Consider the following 16,338-nt stretch of genomic DNA (forward strand, 5'->3'; position numbering starts at 1 on the left):
GACCGCTTTTTTGATGGGTGAATCATAGCTTTTTACGATTGAGCAGCAATGAGTTGGTCAGCACACACACAGAGCTCATCGCCATGGCCGCACCTGCAATGATGGGCGTCAATAAACCAAAGGCCGCAAAGGGAATGCCGATGGTGTTGTATAAAAATGCCCAAAAGAGGTTCTGACGAATCTTGTGTAAAGTTGCTTGTGAGAGCTGCAGTGTGCGATCAATGTTCGTTAAGTCACCATTCATGATGGTGATGTCCGCGCTTTCCATCGCAATGTCTGTGCCTGTGCCCATAGCAATGCCAATGTCTGCTTGGGCAAGGGCCGGTGCATCGTTCATGCCATCGCCAATCATGGCAACCGTGAGCCCTTGATTCTGCAGTTTTTTCACATAATTTGCTTTGTCTTCTGGTAAAACTTCGGCAAAAATGTGTGTGTCATCCAATTGAATTTTGGCACCAATGTAACGCGCAGTGCGGGCATTATCCCCAGTCATCATATAGACGGCGATGCCGCGGGATTGTAAGCGGGCAATGGCATCGGGCGTTGTGGCTTTTAATGCATCGGCCACTGCAATGATGGCTATGAGCGTTGTTTCTGAGCTCAGCATCATTACTGTTTTGCCTTGATGCTCTAAGGCGGTAATGGCGTCAATGTGCTCGGAAACATCGATGCGCTGCTGCGTCATCAGGCGCTTTGCACCCACATAATAGCGCGTGCCATCAATGATGCCAGTCAAACCAAAGCCTGTTAAAGATTCAAATGCACTCACATTGACAGGATCAATGCCTTGCGCTTTGGCATAATTGACCATCGCGGTGGCTAAAGGATGCTCAGAAAGCGCCTCTAAAGCCGCTAGAATTTGTAAGGCAGAACCATCGCTTGTGAAATCTTTAAAACTGGTCACCACAGGTTTGCCTTCTGTGAGCGTGCCTGTTTTATCGAGCACAACGGCATTGACGTGAGCAGCCGTTTCGAGGGCTTCACCATTTTTGATCAAAATGCCATGACGTGCGCCGACGCCTGTGCCCACCATAATCGCGGTGGGTGTTGCTAAACCTAGCGCACATGGGCAAGCAATCACCAAAACAGAAACCGCATGAATAACAGCGGTTGAGATGTCTTGTGTGATCAGCCAAGTGATCAATAGGGCAATTAGTGCAATTGTGACCACTGCGGGCACAAAGATGGCAGAGATGCGATCTGCCAATTGTTGAATGGGTGCACGGCTGCCTTGGGCGGCTTCTACTAAAGCAACGATGCGTGCTAATGTACTGTCTCCGCTTGGTTTGGTGACTTTTGCCGTCAACGTGCCGGTGCGGTTTAAGGTGCCACTGTAAAGTGTGCTGCCAACAACTTTATCCACCGGCAAACTTTCACCGGTGAGCATGCTTTCATCGATGGCGGAACTGCCATCGATGACAATGCCATCGACCGGTATATTGCGCCCCGGTTGAATGAGGATGTGATCATCAACTTTAATGAGCTCAATGGGCACCTCTTTGGTTTGTCCATCGATGATCAATAGCGCTGTTTTAGGTTGCAAATCCAGTAATTTTTTTAAAGCTGAATTGGTTTTGGATTTGGCAATGTTTTCTAGATATTTCCCCATTAAAATGAGGGTGATGACAACGGCGCTGGCCTCAAAATAGAGATGATTGGCATTGCCAAAAAATCCGTTATATACGCTCAATAAATAGGCGCTTGTGGTGCCGGTGGCCACTAAAACATCCATTGTGGCTGAGCCATTGACCAAAGATTCATAAGCACCTTTATAAAAACGGGCGCCAATGAAAAATTGAATGGGCGTGGTTAATAGCAGTTGTACCCATGGATTGTGTAAAAAATTGACCCACGGCGCATGATGATTGAACATCATCGCGATCATGCCGATCACCATTGGGGCAGACAATAGGGCACTGATGATGAGTTCACGCTTGAGCTTATTTAGGGATGCTTGATGCATGGCCTCAACTTCAGCATGATTCTCTTTTAGATCCACAATGGCCCCAAAGCCAGCATTTTCTATAAATGCGCGAATCTCTTTGGGGGAAATGAGGGTGGGATCAAAGGCAACGATCGCTTTTTCACTGGCAAAATTGACATATGCATGGTGGATGCCTGCTTTTTTATTGAGAATCTTTTCGATGCGTCCTGAGCAGTTGGTGCAGGTCATTCCGGTGATGGCAAATGTCACTTGGTGGATGGATTCATTTGCCGTCATGATTAGATCACCTTTGCTTCAAAACCAAGATCATCAAGCGCCGCAAGGATCGCATCGATGGAAAGGGTCGCTTCATCAAAGGAGATGTGCGCGGTTTTTGTGGCCACATCCGCGCTGACGCTATCAACGCCTGCCAGTTTAGATAAACCATTTTCAATGGATGAAGTGCAGTGGCCACAGCTAATTTCTGGCACTGACAATGTGATGTTTTGCATATCAACTCCTTAAAAAATTCTTAAGGCTACTTATTCGGGCAACAAGCATCAGAGCATTGGCATTGTCCTTTGACACAGTTACAAGGCACTTTGCATAAAGCAAATTTGCGTTTTTGTTGCACCGCCGCAGCGATTAATTCCACATCTTGGTGAGACAGAGGATTTTCCTCAATCAGCGCCGCAATGTATTTGCCCATTTTGGTTGAGCAAATGTGATGCGCAAGTTCTGCTCGGGTTCTCTGAAGGGACTCTTTTTCAGAGATGGTGGGGTAATAGCGGTAACGGTTGCCATCGGCATGTTTCCCGACATACCCTTTTTTTGCCAAACGGGAGATCAAAGTCTTAACCGTTGACGGTTTCCAGTCATGTTTTTCTGATAAGACTGAGATCACCTCATTGCTTAAACACTCACCTTGAGTCCAAAGCACGCGCATCACTTCCCATTCAGTTTTGGTAATTTTAATATGAGACATTGTCCACCATACAAAAACTATCGACTACAATTGTAGTCGATATTTGTCTAAAAGCGTAATTTATTTTTACAAATAATTCCTTGAACCACCCACATGATTCTGCTCACTAGTATAATGTATGCGGCATTATTATTAAATTCTATTGCGTTGATTTGCCGATAATTCTCAGGATTCCTCAGCCTTTGTGCTCAAAAGAAAGCTAACTTAATGATTTAATCATTAACTCAGTTTTTGCTGCTTAATCATTGTGCAGGGCGCGATATAAAAAAACCTCGCATTTGCGAGGCTTTGCGGCTTAACCTTGTAAGGTTTTTAAAACCGTTTGTACATGTTCTGGCACTTTGACTTTGCGCCATTCATGGAGAATGTTGCCTGTTTGATCAAGCACAAAAGTGCTGCGTTCTACGCCAAAGCCGATTTTTCCATAGAGATTTTTCTCTTTGATCACATCAAACGCATTGCAAATGATGCTCTCTTTATCAGAAATAAGGGTGAATGTGAGGTTTAATTTATCCACAAATTTTTGATGTGAGCCGACAGAATCGCGTGATACGCCAACAACTGCAACATTGAGTGCCGTAAAAGCTGCTAAATTGGCCTCAAAGTCGCCCGCTTCAGTGGTGCAGCCTGGCGTATTATCTTTGGGATAAAAATAGAGCACGATTTTGTCATGGGTTGCTGCAATGTCAGACAGTGACACCTCGCCATGTTGTGTGGGAAATTTTTGTGACCAAAGGGTTTGAATATTTTCTTCAATGGACATACATTACCTCCTAAAGATGATGGATGTAAAATCATAACACGTCCAAAGCGTAATGAAAGAGGTCACCATGACAATTCACCCGTTAGCCATCACCATTGGCTTACTAACATTGAGTAATGTTTTTATGACGTTTGCTTGGTATGGGCATTTAAAATTTATGCACTCGCGCGCATGGGTATTTGCGGCGTTTGTCAGTTGGGGGATTGCGCTTTTTGAGTATCTTCTACAAGTGCCTGCAAACCGCATTGGCTATGAAGTGGCGAGCGCCGGGCAACTTAAAATCATTCAAGAAGTGTTGAGTTTATCGGTCTTCATTCCGTTTTCGCTCTTTGTGCTCAAAGAACCGTTTCGCTTAGATTACATTTGGGCGGGCTTATGTTTATTGGGCGCGGTCTTTTTTATGTTCCGCCAAGAGATTATGGGGTGATGTGGCAGTTGCCACATCATTTAAATGACAGGATTAAATTTTCGCACCTGCACGTTTGAAAATATTCATAAGTTTAATTTTTTGTACGATGTCGATGGCAGCATTATCTAAAACCCCTTTAGTATCACCACCAAAAACACCCATGGATAATGTCGCTTCTGAATGAAGTGTGGCAAGTTCTTTATGATCTTTGCGATTAATGATTTTAACTTCTATCAAAGCACGTGCTTTGCCTGCGCCAAAACCCACAAAATATCGAAGGGCGCGGCTGCCTTCATCCATATTGATATCATATTTAATGATGGTGTCATAGGTGACGTTTTGTTCATCGATGTGCGCATTTTTTAAGGCTGTTTTTAATGCTTCTTCAAAATATAAGTCATATTCTGTGCCACCGCTCGGCTCAACCATATAGCTGGTTTGTGTTGCATCTGTTTGTGTTGAATGTTTAACATGATTAGTATTCATGGTTGAACAGGCACAAAGAATGCCTGTGAGGCTTAAAGCAAGGATGAGTTTTGTCATAATAATCTCTATTCTATTGTTTCGTTTAATCATTGTTGTTTATGGGCATCAACTGCCGGTCGCGATTATATAATGCTTTGCATTTTTTGTGTGAAGGGAAGTGTCAAGCTGTGTCATTAAGTGTTAATCGCCAGCGGTGTCATGAATTTGATGCGATTAAAATTTTGCTTTTTACCATTCTTTGTTTAGAGTAAATCCCTCTATCTTTTCTGAGTTGTTTTTCATGTCTGCCTTCATTACTGCCTTTTTTCAGCAAGTGTATGCATTGCTACCGTTTTTCATTTTGATGGGAACGGGCTATTTTTTAGTACGCGTACGCAAATGGCCAAAAGAGTTCACGCGCGGTTTGACGCGCTTTTTATTCAATCTTGCCATTCCAATTATGCTCTTTGGCGTGATGAGTCGCTTTCATACGCAGCAAGAAGTCGATCCTAAGCTGATTTTGGCGTATTTTGGTGGCTCATTCATCTTGTATTTTATTGCCATTATTGCATCGCGACAATTTCTCAAACTCAATGCGAAAGAAGCATCGGTTTTTGGGATTGGCGGCATCTTTTCTAACAATGTGATGGTGGGCATTCCCATCATTATGCTGTTTATGGGAGACGATGCCATTGCCGTGTCTGCCCTCATCATCACCTTTAATGCTTTGCTCCTTTGGAGCCTTGTCTCTTTTTCCATTGAATGGGTGGAACATGGCTCATTTTCCTTAGGTGGTATCATTGCCACCACCAAAGGTGTGCTGCGTAATCCCGTGGTGATTGGCATCATGCTTGGCTTATTGGTGAGCTATTTTAGAGTGCCCATGCCGGACTTTATGGGGCGCACCATCACGATGTTTTCAAACATGGTGGCGCCATTGTCTTTGCTATCAATTGGCATGGGGCTTGCGGAATATCGTTTGGGCGCAAAGCTTAAGATTGGTGTTGGCATCACGATTTTTAAACTGATTTTGCATCCGCTCATCATTTGGCTATGCGCATTAGCCCTTGGTTTACCTGCCTTTGAAACCAAAGCCATTGTGCTGTTAGGTTCAATCGCCGTTGGCATGAATGTTTATTTGATGGCGATTAAATTTGAAGTGATTGAAGATGCCGTGGCTTCTAGCATCGTGTTAACAACGATTTTCTCCGCAATTACCACACCAATAATTTTGCTTTTAATGGCGTGATTGTTTAGGATACCGAGTGATTTTTCCCGTGGTTCGCAATCCTCCCACACAAAAAAACTAAGGAGTTTTTATGTCTAATACAGAAGGTTTAACGTTACTTGGCAATCAAAAAACTGAGTATGCTGATCAATACAATCCAAAGGTGCTTGAGGCTTTTCCAAACTCGCATCCGGATCGCAATACATTTGTGAAGTTCAATTGCCCAGAGTTCACAGCCCTTTGCCCAATGACGGGGCAGCCTGATTTTGCTACGATCTACATCAGTTACATTCCGGATACAAAAATGGTGGAAAGTAAATCTTTAAAATTGTATCTCTTTAGCTTTCGCAATACCGGCAGTTTTCATGAAGATTGCGTCAATAAAATGCTCAATGATTTGGTGGATTTATTAGATCCACGTTATATGGAAATCTGGGGTAAATTTACGCCACGCGGCGGCATCTCCATTGATCCTTATGTCAATTATGGCAAGCCTAATACCTCTTGGGCTGAGTTTGCCCAAACGCGTCTTGTGAATCATGATCTCTATCCAGAAAAAGTGGACAACCGTTAAAATATTGAGAATTTTTTCATGGGATTGTTGTCATTTTGTCGCAGTTGTTTGCTACAATAAAAACTGCCCTGTGGCATTTATATAAGGATAAAACCGTGAAAAAACTATTATTATCAGTATGTTTAGGTTCATCATTAATGTTCTCTCCTGTTGTTTTCGCTCAAGACGCCTCTGTACAAAGCGTTAAACAATTGATCACAGATACAGGTGCTGCGGATATGGGCACAATGGTTTTAGAACAATTGATTGGCCAATTGAAACAAATGGGCGCAACGGATGCACAAATCGCTGAAGTGAAAAAAGAGTTCAATGTGGATCAATTGATTGATTTATTGGTACCTGTGTATCAAAAAGAGTTCACAGAAGCGGACGTTAAAGCTTTCTTAGAGTTCTATCAATCGCCAGCAGGTAAGAAAATGATTGAAAAGCAACCTGTGATCATGCAAGAGTCAATGATGATCGGCCAACAATGGGGCATGGGTGTTGCACAAAAGATCCAAACCATTTTAGAAAAATAATCCTTTGGGATAATTTGAGAAAAGCCCACGTCAGTGGGTTTTTTTATGCGTGTAAAATGCTAGAATGAATGATTTTTAGGGTTTTAATTAACGATTTTATCGGGATATTATGGAAAAGACATATCAGCCAAGTGCAATTGAATCGAAGTGGTACGATTTTTGGGAATCCAATGGATTATTTAAAGCGTCAGGAGATACGACAAAACCTGCTTACTGTATCGTGATTCCACCGCCGAATGTCACGGGTACTTTGCACATGGGGCATGCTTTCCAAGATACGATCATGGATTTTTTGATCCGTTATCATCGCATGAAAGGCGATAATACCTTATGGCAACCGGGTACGGATCACGCAGGGATCGCCACACAAATGGTGGTTGAGCGTCAATTGAACCAACAAGGTTTGACACGTCATGATTTAGGCCGCAACAAGTTTGTGGAAAAAATCTGGGAATGGAAAGAACAATCCGGTGGCATGATCACCAAACAATTGCGTCGCATGGGCGCGAGTGCAGATTGGTCACGCGAGCGCTTTACCATGGATGAAGGTTTATCAGAAGCGGTGAAAAAAACCTTCGTGGATTTATATGATCAAGGTTTGATTTATCGTGGTCAGCGCTTAGTGAACTGGGATCCTGTCTTAAAAACAGCGGTGTCTGACATTGAGGTGGAATCTGTTGAAGAGCAAGGTTCATTGTGGCATTTGCGTTATCCAATCGATGGCACAGATGAGGTGATGATTGTGGCCACAACGCGCCCTGAAACGATGCTCGGTGACAGTGCCGTTGCAGTCAATCCAAACGATGAACGCTACACGCATTTAGTGGGCAAAATGATCAACTTACCATTGTGTGATCGTCAAATTCCCATCATTGCAGATGATTATGTGGATCAAGAGTTTGGGACAGGTTGCGTGAAAATCACGCCTGCGCACGACTTTAATGACTATGAAATGGGTAAACGCCATGATTTGCCGCTCATCAACATTTTAACGCCGGATGCAAAAATCAACGATGAAGCGCCAGAAGCTTATCGTGGTTTAGATCGCTTTGAGGCGCGTAAAAAAGTGGTGGCTGATTTTGAAGCGGCGGGTTTACTGGAAAAAATTGAACCACACACATTGAAAATTCCACGTGGGGATCGTACCGGTCAAGTGATCGAACCGTACTTAACAGATCAATGGTATGTGGATGCGAAAACATTGGCAAAACCTGCCATTGAAGTGGTTAAATCCGGGAAAATTAAGTTTGTGCCAGAAAACTGGGACAAAACTTATTATGAATGGATGAACAACATTCAAGATTGGTGCATTTCTCGTCAATTGTGGTGGGGTCATCAGATTCCAGCTTGGTATGATGAAGAAGGTAATGTCTATGTTGGGCACGATGAAGCGGAAGTGCGCGCTAAATACAATTTAGGTGACATCAGTCTTCGTCAAGATGAAGATGTGTTAGACACATGGTTCTCCTCTGCTTTGTGGCCATTTACCACATTGGGCTGGCCTGAAAATACTGAAGAGCTCAAAACCTTCTACCCAACATCTGTATTGGTGACGGGTTTTGACATCATTTTCTTCTGGGTTGCACGCATGATCATGATGGGAATGCACTTTATGGAAGAGATTCCATTTAAAGAGATTTACATCCACGGTTTAGTGCGTGACCAAGATGGTCAAAAAATGAGTAAATCTAAAGGCAATGTGCTCGATCCAATTGATTTGATCGATGGCATTGATTTAGAAACATTGGTGAAAAAGCGCACCACCGGTTTAATGCAGCCTCAAATGGCAGAGCGCATTGAAAAATCCACACGCAAAAACTTCCCAGATGGCATCAAAGCTTACGGGACAGATGCCCTTCGTTTTACATTCACAGCGCTTGCAACCAATGGCCGCGATGTGATTTTTGATGTCGGTCGCGTTGAAGGTTATTCCAACTTCTGTAATAAAATCTGGAATGCGGCGCGCTTTGTGTTCATGAACACTGAAGGTCAAGCGATTGCGGATCAACCAGAAGCACGTTCACACATTGATGATTGGATTTTATCGCGCATCACTCATGTGAATGAAGAAGTTGAGCGCCATGTGGCTCAGTACCGTTTTGACTTAGCGACACAAGCATTGTACGACTTCATCTGGAATGAGTTCTGTGATTGGTATTTAGAACTCACAAAACCTGTGTTAAACGGCGATTTCAGTGATGAGCAAAAAGCTGCAACCCGTTATACGTTGTTGTCCGTGTTAGATGGCATCCTCAAAATGTTGCACCCATTCATGCCATACATCACGGAAGAGATTTGGCAAAAATTGGTGACCATCGCGCCAGTCTTTAAAGATTCTGACAGCATCATGACGGCAAGCTTCCCAAGCTTTAATGCCCGCAATGAAGCGCTTGAGGCGGACATTGAGTGGTTGCAAAATGTGTTGCTTGAAGTGCGCCGCATTCGTGCAGAAATGAACATTGCACCGGGTAAACCATTGCCAGTCTTGTACGAAAATGCTACAGAAGAAGATGTGCGCCGTTTGGCACAAAATGAGTTGTTTGCCCTTAAAATTGGTCGCTTAGAATCATTGACAGCCTGTGAAGGCAATGCGCCGGAATCAGCTGTGGCAGTTGTGGGTAAAATGCGTTTATTGATTCCTTTGGCCGGTTTAATTGACAAAGAACAAGAATTGGCACGTTTAGCCCGTGAAATTGGCAAGCTTGAACCTGGCATTAAACAATTGACGGGTAAATTGTCCAATGAAGGCTTCACAGCGAAGGCACCGGCGGCAGTTGTGGCCAAAGAGCGTGAAAAATTGGCGGATATGGAAAATACATTGGCCGAGCTGAATCAGCAATTGGCAAAAATCAAAGCACTATAATGAATTGATTTTTAATCAAAAGCGATCGAAAGATCGCTTTTTTTATGCCTTTTTTTTGTTAATCACCAATTAAATAATTCTATTGTTAATTTTTTAATAAATTATGTTTAATTATATATAAGTTTTATTTTTGAATTTATCTAAATCAGCATCAATGATGGTGCGAGGGAGCTTGGATATGAAAGAGAAAATCGAAAACTATACCGGTGCTGCAGGTGGTTGGGGTGCACTCAAAGCTGTGGTTAAAGCATTAGAAGGGCAAATGGATATCCGTGAGGATGCCAAAGCCATGTTTGAGATGAATAAACCGCAGGGTTTTGATTGCCCAGGTTGCGCCTGGCCAGATCCTAAAAAATCCCCCATCTTTAATATTTGTGAAAATGGCGCCAAAGCCGTTTCTTGGGAAGCCACATCGAAGCGCGCGACCCTCGACTTTTTTAAAGCGCACACCATCAAAGAATTATTGTCATGGTCTGATTATCAATTAGAAGATGCTGGCCGTTTGGTGCATCCGATGAAATATGATGCCCGAACCGATACTTATCAAGCCATTGAATGGCAAACGGCCTTTGAAGAGATTGGCGCCATTTTGCGTGGTTATGATGATCCAAATGTCGTGGAGTTTTACACATCAGGGCGCACCTCTAATGAAGCAGCATTCTTATTTCAGCTTTATGCCCGCGAATATGGCACCAATAATTTTCCCGATTGCTCTAACATGTGCCATGAGCCCACAAGCGTTGGTGTTGCCGCATCCATTGGCGTTGGTAAAGGGACGGTATTATTAGAAGATTTTGAACAGGCAGATTTGGTGATGTGCATCGGGCACAATCCTGGCACGAATCATCCAAGAATGCTCAATACATTGCGCAAAGTGTCTGAACGTGGCGCAACGATTGTGGCGATCAATCCGATGCGAGAACGTGGGCTTGAAAAATTCATTTATCCACAAAATCCTGTGGAAATGCTCACAGATCATGCCGTGCCTTTGGCGACGCCGCCCCATTATTATCAAGTGCGTGTTGGCGGTGACACAGCATTGATGAAAGGCATCATGCGCCTTGTGATTGAGCGCCATGATGCAGCTGTTGCAAAGGGTGAGCCGGCCATTTTAGACCTTGATTTTATCGCAGAACATACCTTAGGTTATGAGGCCGTTAAAGACGATGTGTTAAGCAGTGATTGGGCGGATTTAGAGCGCATTTCAGGTTTATCTAAATCCGTGATCAGTGAAATTGCTGATCTTTACATACAATCTGAGCGTACCATCATCTGTTATGGCATGGGCATTACGCAGCATCAGCATGGTACCCATAACATTCAGCAGCTTATTAATCTATTGTTATTGAAAGGTAATATCGGGAAACCCGGTGCAGGATTGTGTCCACTTCGTGGGCATTCAAATGTGCAAGGTGATCGCACGGTGGGCATTACTGAAAAACCGAGCGCGGAGTTTTTAGCAAACATTGAAAAACGTTTTGGTTTTACGCCACCTAAAGAATGGGGCCATGCTGTTGTGGCCAGCATGCAAGCCATTTATGAAGGTCGATCTAAGGCGTTGATCAGCATGGGCGGCAATTTAGCCGTGGCGATGGCGGATCATGACAAAACCTATGCTGGCATGAAAGGGTTAGATTTGGCTGTACATGTGGCCACTAAACTCAATCGTTCACATTTATTGACGGCAAAACATACGTATCTTTTCCCTGTGCTCGGTCGTACGGAAGTGGATCTACAGCAAACCGGCCCACAAGCGGTGACGGTAGAAGATTCAATGTCCATGGTGCATGCATCGCGTGGTGTGTTAAAACCAGTCAGTGACGATGTGATGAGTGAATGCGCTGTGGTGGCAGGCATGGCGAAGGCAACCTTGCTAAACACAAAAGTCGAATGGGATGAATTTGTGGCAGATTACAGCAAAATTCGCGATGCAATGGGCGCAGTATTCCCCAATCTATTCACGGATTATAATGAAAAGATCAAAGTGCCTGGCGGTTTTCATTTAGACAATGCAGCATCGCGTCGTGTGTGGCACACCAAAAGTGGTAAAGCAAACTTTATACCCACAGATGGCATCATTGAAGATCCAAAATCTGCCTTTAATAGTGAATTGGTGCTCGCAACAGTGCGCAGCCATGATCAATACAATACGACCATCTACAGTTACAATGATCGTTATCGCGGCGTTTTTGGTACGCGTGATGTGTTGTTCTTAAGTGAGCATGAGGCCGAAGTTCAAGGGTTAAAGGCGGGTGATCGCGTCAATGTGATTGCGTTGGATGATCAAGGCAATCCCACAGATCGCCGCTTAGAGCATTTAGAGGTGGTGATTCACGCCATCGCCGATCGTTGTGCGGCAACATATTTCCCTGAGGCCAATAATCTATTGCCGATTGACAGCATTGATGAGCAATCTGGGATTCCGGCGTATAAAAACATTCCGATACGCTTAGAAAAAGTCGCTTAAGCTAGAAGCCCCAATCATCGATTGGGGTTTTTTATGCCCACTCAATTTTAATGCCAGCTTCTTTTAGCCAATCACGCTCAAGCTGTAAATCTTGCTGAATGAGCGGGTGCTCATCGAGCCAATGGGGCGGAAAAGTTAGGGTGATCTTCTTTTTAGTGTATTGAAAATCAAACTCTGGCATTGGCTGTGGTTCGCGGCTGCGATGTAAAAGCACAGAGATGCGTAAAATCAGCGTCAATGCCATAGTGAAATCGGGCAAATATTCAAAATCATCTGGGTTAAAGCGGCGTTTATGATTGTATAAAATGGCGGCCAAAATCTTTTGATCAGTACGGCTAAAGCCATCTAAATCAGCGTGTTCCACCAAATATGCGCTGTGTTTATAGTGACGATGGTAAGAGATGGCCAATCCAATTTCATGCAGCAAAGAAGCCCAACCTAAATAACGGCGTGGACTGGTTAAATAGGGCGCGCTCAGTTCGATTTTATCCACCATATAAAGGGAAGTGGCTTCAACACGCTTTGCTTGTTCGATGTTCGCGCCAAAACGGTGCACCAAGCTTTCGATGGTTAAATCCCGCATGTCCTCTTTATGAATGCGCCCTAGGAGATCAAGTACCATGCCTTCGCGCAGTGCGGTGTCCACCGGTTGCACCATTTCTAGGTGGAACTTTTCCATCACCGCTTTTAGGATCAATAAGCCAGAACAGATGACACGGGCGCGCTCAGTGGTCAGATCAAAGCGGCGCTCGATGGCGCGTACGGTGCCAAGGGATAAGAGAATTTTCAGCAGTTTTTTAAGTGCCGTTGCTGTGATTTCCTCTTCCCCTAGATTTTCTTGCTCGATCATCTCGCGCAGTGTGCGAATGGTGCCGGATGCACCAAAATATTGGCAAGGATCAGACGTTAAGTGAGGATGGATCGGTTGCAGCTCTGTTTCAAGGTACAATGCAGCAGCATGCACCTGCTTTTTTGAGATTTTATCATCAAAAAAGAACTGCTTAGCCAAACGTACACAACCCACTTCTAAGCTTGAGGAGCGCAGTAATTTATCCTTATCCCCAAGCACGAGTTCTGTACTGCCGCCGCCAATGTCGATGACAAGGGCGAGCTGATCGTGTAGATCCACATATTGAATCACGCCAAGATAGATGAGGCGCGCCTCTTCTTTACCGGATATGATTTCAATGGGCACGCCAAGGGCGGCTTCTGCCTCGCGCATAAACGAAGGATCTTTGAGTTGACGCAAAGTGTTTGTGCCAACCACGCGAATATTTTTGCGATCAATTTCCGCTAATCGCTCACCAAATTGGGCAAGGCAAGTCAGCGCTTTTTCACGCGTATTGGGATGAATTAATTTCTCAGGTGTTAAGCCATAGGCCAGTTGCACCATGCTTTTCATGCGGTCGATCACCACTAAGCGGCCATTATCTTCCTGCACGATGGCTAAATGAAAACTGTTTGAGCCTAAATCCACAACCCCCAAGATTTTTTCATCCATATTCGATCCTTTAATAGATTATGACTGCGATTGTTTATGAAAGAGAAGGTTAGAGAGTGTTGCAAAATCTGCCACAGAGAGTTTCTCAGCGCGTAAAGAGGCATCAATGCCACACGCTTCGATCTCTTCTTGGGTAAAGAGCGGTTTTAAAGTATTGCGAAGGGTTTTGCGCTTCATGGTGAAGGCGCATTTGACCACATCATAAAAACATTCATCCGACTCAATGCCATAAGGGTCTTTTTCATACGGCACTAAGCGTACAAATTGACTCATCACTTTTGGGGCAGGGTTAAAGGCCGTTGGTGGAATGGTCAAAAGTGGAATCACTTGACAATAACGCTGCACCATCACAGAAAGACGGCCATATTCACTGTCATCTGGCGTGGCGGCCATGCGATCGATCACCTCTTTTTGTAGCATAAAATGCATGTCTTGAATGACATCAGCAACCGCTAAGAGATGGAAAATGATGGGCGTTGAGATATTGTAAGGCAAGTTGCCCACAATTCTGAGTTTACGCTCATCGGTTTTGAGGGTGCGAAAATCCACCGTCAATACATCTTGATGGATGATGTTGAGTTTGTCGAGCTCAGATAAAATGGGAATCAAATTGCGGTCAAGTTCGATGACGGTGAGTTCATTGAGCACCGTCAATAAAGGGCGCGTCAAGGCGCCTAAACCTGGGCCAATCTCGATGAGATGGTCATTAGGTTCTGCGCGGATGCTTTGAAACAATTGGATGATTAAAGGATAGTCAATTAAAAAGTTTTGACCAAAACGTTTGCGCGCCTGATGATGGCGCACAAGTTGTAGATATTCATTTGTCACGGTTAGAAGCGTCTCTCTATGTATACGTCGGATAGCATTTTGTCTTGCCATAAGCTGTATTGCTGACCGGCTTTTTTGCGGTAGTAATAATCTCTGGCAATGTTTTTGATTTGCGATTCATCCGGTAAACCCACTTTTTTATCCTCAACGCGAATGATGTGATAACCAAACGGCGTGCGCACAGGTTTACTGGTTTCGCCCACTTTCAGGGCAAGCATCGTTTTTTCAAATTCTGGGACCAATTGACCGGGTGCAACCCAACCAATTTCGCCACCTTTAGCCGCAGAGACAGGATCTTGGGATTGCGCTTTGGCAATCTCTTCAAAACCTTCGCCTGCCGCTAAACGTTCATGTAAGCGATCAATGCGCAATTTGGCCTCTTTTTCAGTGGTGTCGTTATCGACACGCACTAAAATGTGGCGCACTTTCACGTTGGGCGTTTTGCTGTTTGCGAGCTGCTTTTGTAATTGTTTAAATTCATCAGAGCGCATGTAAATGTCCACTTCATCATCTGTCACGCGAATGGAGCGCATCATTTGATTGCGAAGCTCAGCAGACATGATTTGTTTGCGGATGTTTTCTCTAAATTGATTAAAAGGAATGCCTTGATATTGTAAATATGCTTTAAGGTCTGAAACAGATGCACCATTTCGAGAAGCAATGTCGCGGATGGCATCATCCACCATCATGTCAGAGATTTCAATGCCGGCATTGTTTGCGATGCTTTCCATGATCTTATTGATGGCAAGCGTTTTGACCACTTCATCTTTAATGGCTTGTTCGCTCAATCCCATGCCGCGGAACTCTGCGCGTGCTTGTGCCAATGCTGAATTGAACTCTTTGCGGGTGATGGCTTGGTTATCGACCACTAATGCAATTTGATCTGTGTATTGTGTATTTGACTTTTGTGCATGTGAAATCGTTGCAAAGGAAGAGAAGCATAATAGCGACAAGGGCAATAAGACCGACAGCTTTTTACGTGCCATACAAAATCCTTCTAATTATGGTTTGAAATAAGATAAATACGAATAATTATACTAAGGAATTATGGAATAGTAATGCAATTATTTCATAGATACTATAAAATGGCGGGGCATGGGCGTGACGACGCCTTTTTTAATCTACTTTTTACTATATTTAACAATCGTTTAATGTCATGACAGAAGAAAAACAAAACTTAATGGATACAACTGAAGCTGTAGAATTGCCAACAGAGGCAGTTGATAATCAGGCGCAATTAAAGCGTGAAAAACTCAAACAAAAGCAACAAGCTGTTAATGAGTTGTTAGCGCGTTTGTCCGCGGAATATCCAGCCATTTTCCCGAAAGCTGGGCAAGGTCGAGCAGTGCCTTTAGCCATTGGTATGCATAAAGTATTGCAACCGATTGTGGCTGAATGGGGCTTTAACTCCATGACCTTGCGCGCAGCGATGTTCAACTACACGCGTCAATTGCGTTATCAAAACGCCTTGGTGTTTGCGTCTCATCGTTTGAACTTAGATGGCACACAAGCCGAAGAGATCACCGAAGAGCAAAAAGAAGCGGCGCGTGCAGAAATTGCAAAAATCGAAGCTTGGTTAGCGAAAAATAAGCCTGAGAAGGCTAAACGCTTGTCTGAAAAGAAAGCGCAAATCGCTGAGAAAAAGCAAGCGAATACGCAAAAACCAAGACACAGAGCAAAACCTCAAGGTGCTGCTAAACCTTTTGTAAAAAAAGAGTTTAAAGCCCCTAAAGCTCAAGAAGAGAGTAAGGCTGCACCGCAAAATCTCGATGAGAAGATGCAAAGCCTTTTATCTAAATTCAATCAGCATTAA

Annotated in this window: 15 protein-coding genes and 1 riboswitch; of the genes, 7 read left to right on the forward strand and 8 right to left on the reverse strand. The window is 43.9% G+C overall.

Annotated elements, in window-relative coordinates; translation table 11 throughout:
* Positions 1 to 22: 22 nt before the first annotated feature.
* From B9T20_RS05045 to B9T20_RS05060, 4 genes are all read right to left on the reverse strand, one after another.
* Positions 23 to 2,221 carry a cation-translocating P-type ATPase gene (locus tag B9T20_RS05045; protein WP_094490093.1) on the reverse strand — a complete coding sequence of 733 codons (2,199 nt, stop codon included), beginning with the start codon at positions 2,219 to 2,221 and terminating at the stop codon, positions 23 to 25.
* Positions 2,222 to 2,223: 2 nt separating this feature from the next.
* The gene (locus B9T20_RS05050) at positions 2,224 to 2,436 is read right to left on the reverse strand and encodes a heavy-metal-associated domain-containing protein (protein WP_094490094.1); all 213 of its coding nucleotides are present in this window, start codon (positions 2,434 to 2,436) and stop codon (positions 2,224 to 2,226) included.
* 26 nt (positions 2,437 to 2,462) lie between these two features.
* On the reverse strand, positions 2,463 to 2,909 hold the full coding sequence (locus B9T20_RS05055; RefSeq protein ID WP_008316438.1) for a CopY/TcrY family copper transport repressor: 447 nt from the start codon (positions 2,907 to 2,909) through the stop codon (positions 2,463 to 2,465).
* Between the two features lie 295 nt (positions 2,910 to 3,204).
* Positions 3,205 to 3,672, reverse strand: a complete 468-nt coding sequence (locus tag B9T20_RS05060; protein ID WP_094490095.1) for a peroxiredoxin — start codon at positions 3,670 to 3,672, stop codon at positions 3,205 to 3,207.
* Positions 3,673 to 3,745: 73 nt separating this feature from the next.
* On the opposite strand from B9T20_RS05060, the gene B9T20_RS05065 reads away from it, so the two are divergent.
* Positions 3,746 to 4,099, forward strand: coding sequence for a DMT family protein (locus B9T20_RS05065; RefSeq protein WP_026165636.1), 354 nt, complete (start codon positions 3,746 to 3,748; stop codon positions 4,097 to 4,099).
* 33 nt (positions 4,100 to 4,132) lie between these two features.
* Here the strand turns inward: B9T20_RS05065 and B9T20_RS05070 are convergent, their stop codons facing one another.
* On the reverse strand, positions 4,133 to 4,624 hold the full coding sequence (locus B9T20_RS05070) for a DUF4410 domain-containing protein (protein ID WP_094490096.1): 492 nt from the start codon (positions 4,622 to 4,624) through the stop codon (positions 4,133 to 4,135).
* A gap of 223 nt (positions 4,625 to 4,847) precedes the next feature.
* On the opposite strand from B9T20_RS05070, the gene B9T20_RS05075 reads away from it, so the two are divergent.
* The 5 genes from B9T20_RS05075 to B9T20_RS05095 all read left to right on the forward strand — a co-directional run bounded on the left by B9T20_RS05075 (position 4,848) and on the right by B9T20_RS05095 (position 12,196).
* Positions 4,848 to 5,795 (forward strand): AEC family transporter, encoded by a 948-nt coding sequence (locus B9T20_RS05075; protein ID WP_094490097.1) that lies wholly within the window; start codon positions 4,848 to 4,850, stop codon positions 5,793 to 5,795.
* 22 nt (positions 5,796 to 5,817) lie between these two features.
* Positions 5,818 to 5,862: riboswitch (PreQ1 riboswitch) on the forward strand.
* Between the two features lie 3 nt (positions 5,863 to 5,865).
* Complete coding sequence (gene queF, locus B9T20_RS05080) at positions 5,866 to 6,348, forward strand: preQ(1) synthase (protein WP_008316446.1); 483 nt, start codon at positions 5,866 to 5,868, stop codon at positions 6,346 to 6,348.
* Positions 6,349 to 6,443: 95 nt separating this feature from the next.
* On the forward strand, positions 6,444 to 6,866 hold the full coding sequence (locus tag B9T20_RS05085; protein WP_008316447.1) for a DUF2059 domain-containing protein: 423 nt from the start codon (positions 6,444 to 6,446) through the stop codon (positions 6,864 to 6,866).
* Positions 6,867 to 6,975: 109 nt separating this feature from the next.
* Entirely contained in the window at positions 6,976 to 9,729 is a 2,754-nt protein-coding gene (locus B9T20_RS05090; protein ID WP_094490098.1) for a valine--tRNA ligase, read from the forward strand.
* Between the two features lie 178 nt (positions 9,730 to 9,907).
* Entirely contained in the window at positions 9,908 to 12,196 is a 2,289-nt protein-coding gene (locus B9T20_RS05095; protein ID WP_094490099.1) for an FdhF/YdeP family oxidoreductase, read from the forward strand.
* Between the two features lie 31 nt (positions 12,197 to 12,227).
* Here the strand turns inward: B9T20_RS05095 and B9T20_RS05100 are convergent, their stop codons facing one another.
* Genes B9T20_RS05100 through B9T20_RS05110 form a run of 3 tightly spaced genes read right to left on the reverse strand, consistent with a single transcriptional unit; the run spans position 12,228 to position 15,511 of the window.
* Positions 12,228 to 13,697, reverse strand: a complete 1,470-nt coding sequence (locus tag B9T20_RS05100) for a Ppx/GppA phosphatase family protein (RefSeq protein ID WP_094490100.1) — start codon at positions 13,695 to 13,697, stop codon at positions 12,228 to 12,230.
* A gap of 18 nt (positions 13,698 to 13,715) precedes the next feature.
* Complete coding sequence (gene rsmA, locus B9T20_RS05105) at positions 13,716 to 14,525, reverse strand: 16S rRNA (adenine(1518)-N(6)/adenine(1519)-N(6))-dimethyltransferase RsmA (RefSeq protein ID WP_094490101.1); 810 nt, start codon at positions 14,523 to 14,525, stop codon at positions 13,716 to 13,718.
* Between the two features lie 2 nt (positions 14,526 to 14,527).
* The gene (locus B9T20_RS05110; RefSeq protein WP_094490102.1) at positions 14,528 to 15,511 is read right to left on the reverse strand and encodes a peptidylprolyl isomerase; all 984 of its coding nucleotides are present in this window, start codon (positions 15,509 to 15,511) and stop codon (positions 14,528 to 14,530) included.
* A 170-nt stretch (positions 15,512 to 15,681) separates the two neighbouring features.
* Between B9T20_RS05110 and B9T20_RS05115 the strand changes: the two genes are divergently transcribed.
* Positions 15,682 to 16,338 (forward strand): ProQ/FinO family protein, encoded by a 657-nt coding sequence (locus B9T20_RS05115; RefSeq protein WP_008316455.1) that lies wholly within the window; start codon positions 15,682 to 15,684, stop codon positions 16,336 to 16,338.

Origin of the sequence: Wohlfahrtiimonas sp. G9077, assembly GCF_002252155.1 — a bacterium.
GTDB lineage: Bacteria > Pseudomonadota > Gammaproteobacteria > Cardiobacteriales > Wohlfahrtiimonadaceae > Wohlfahrtiimonas.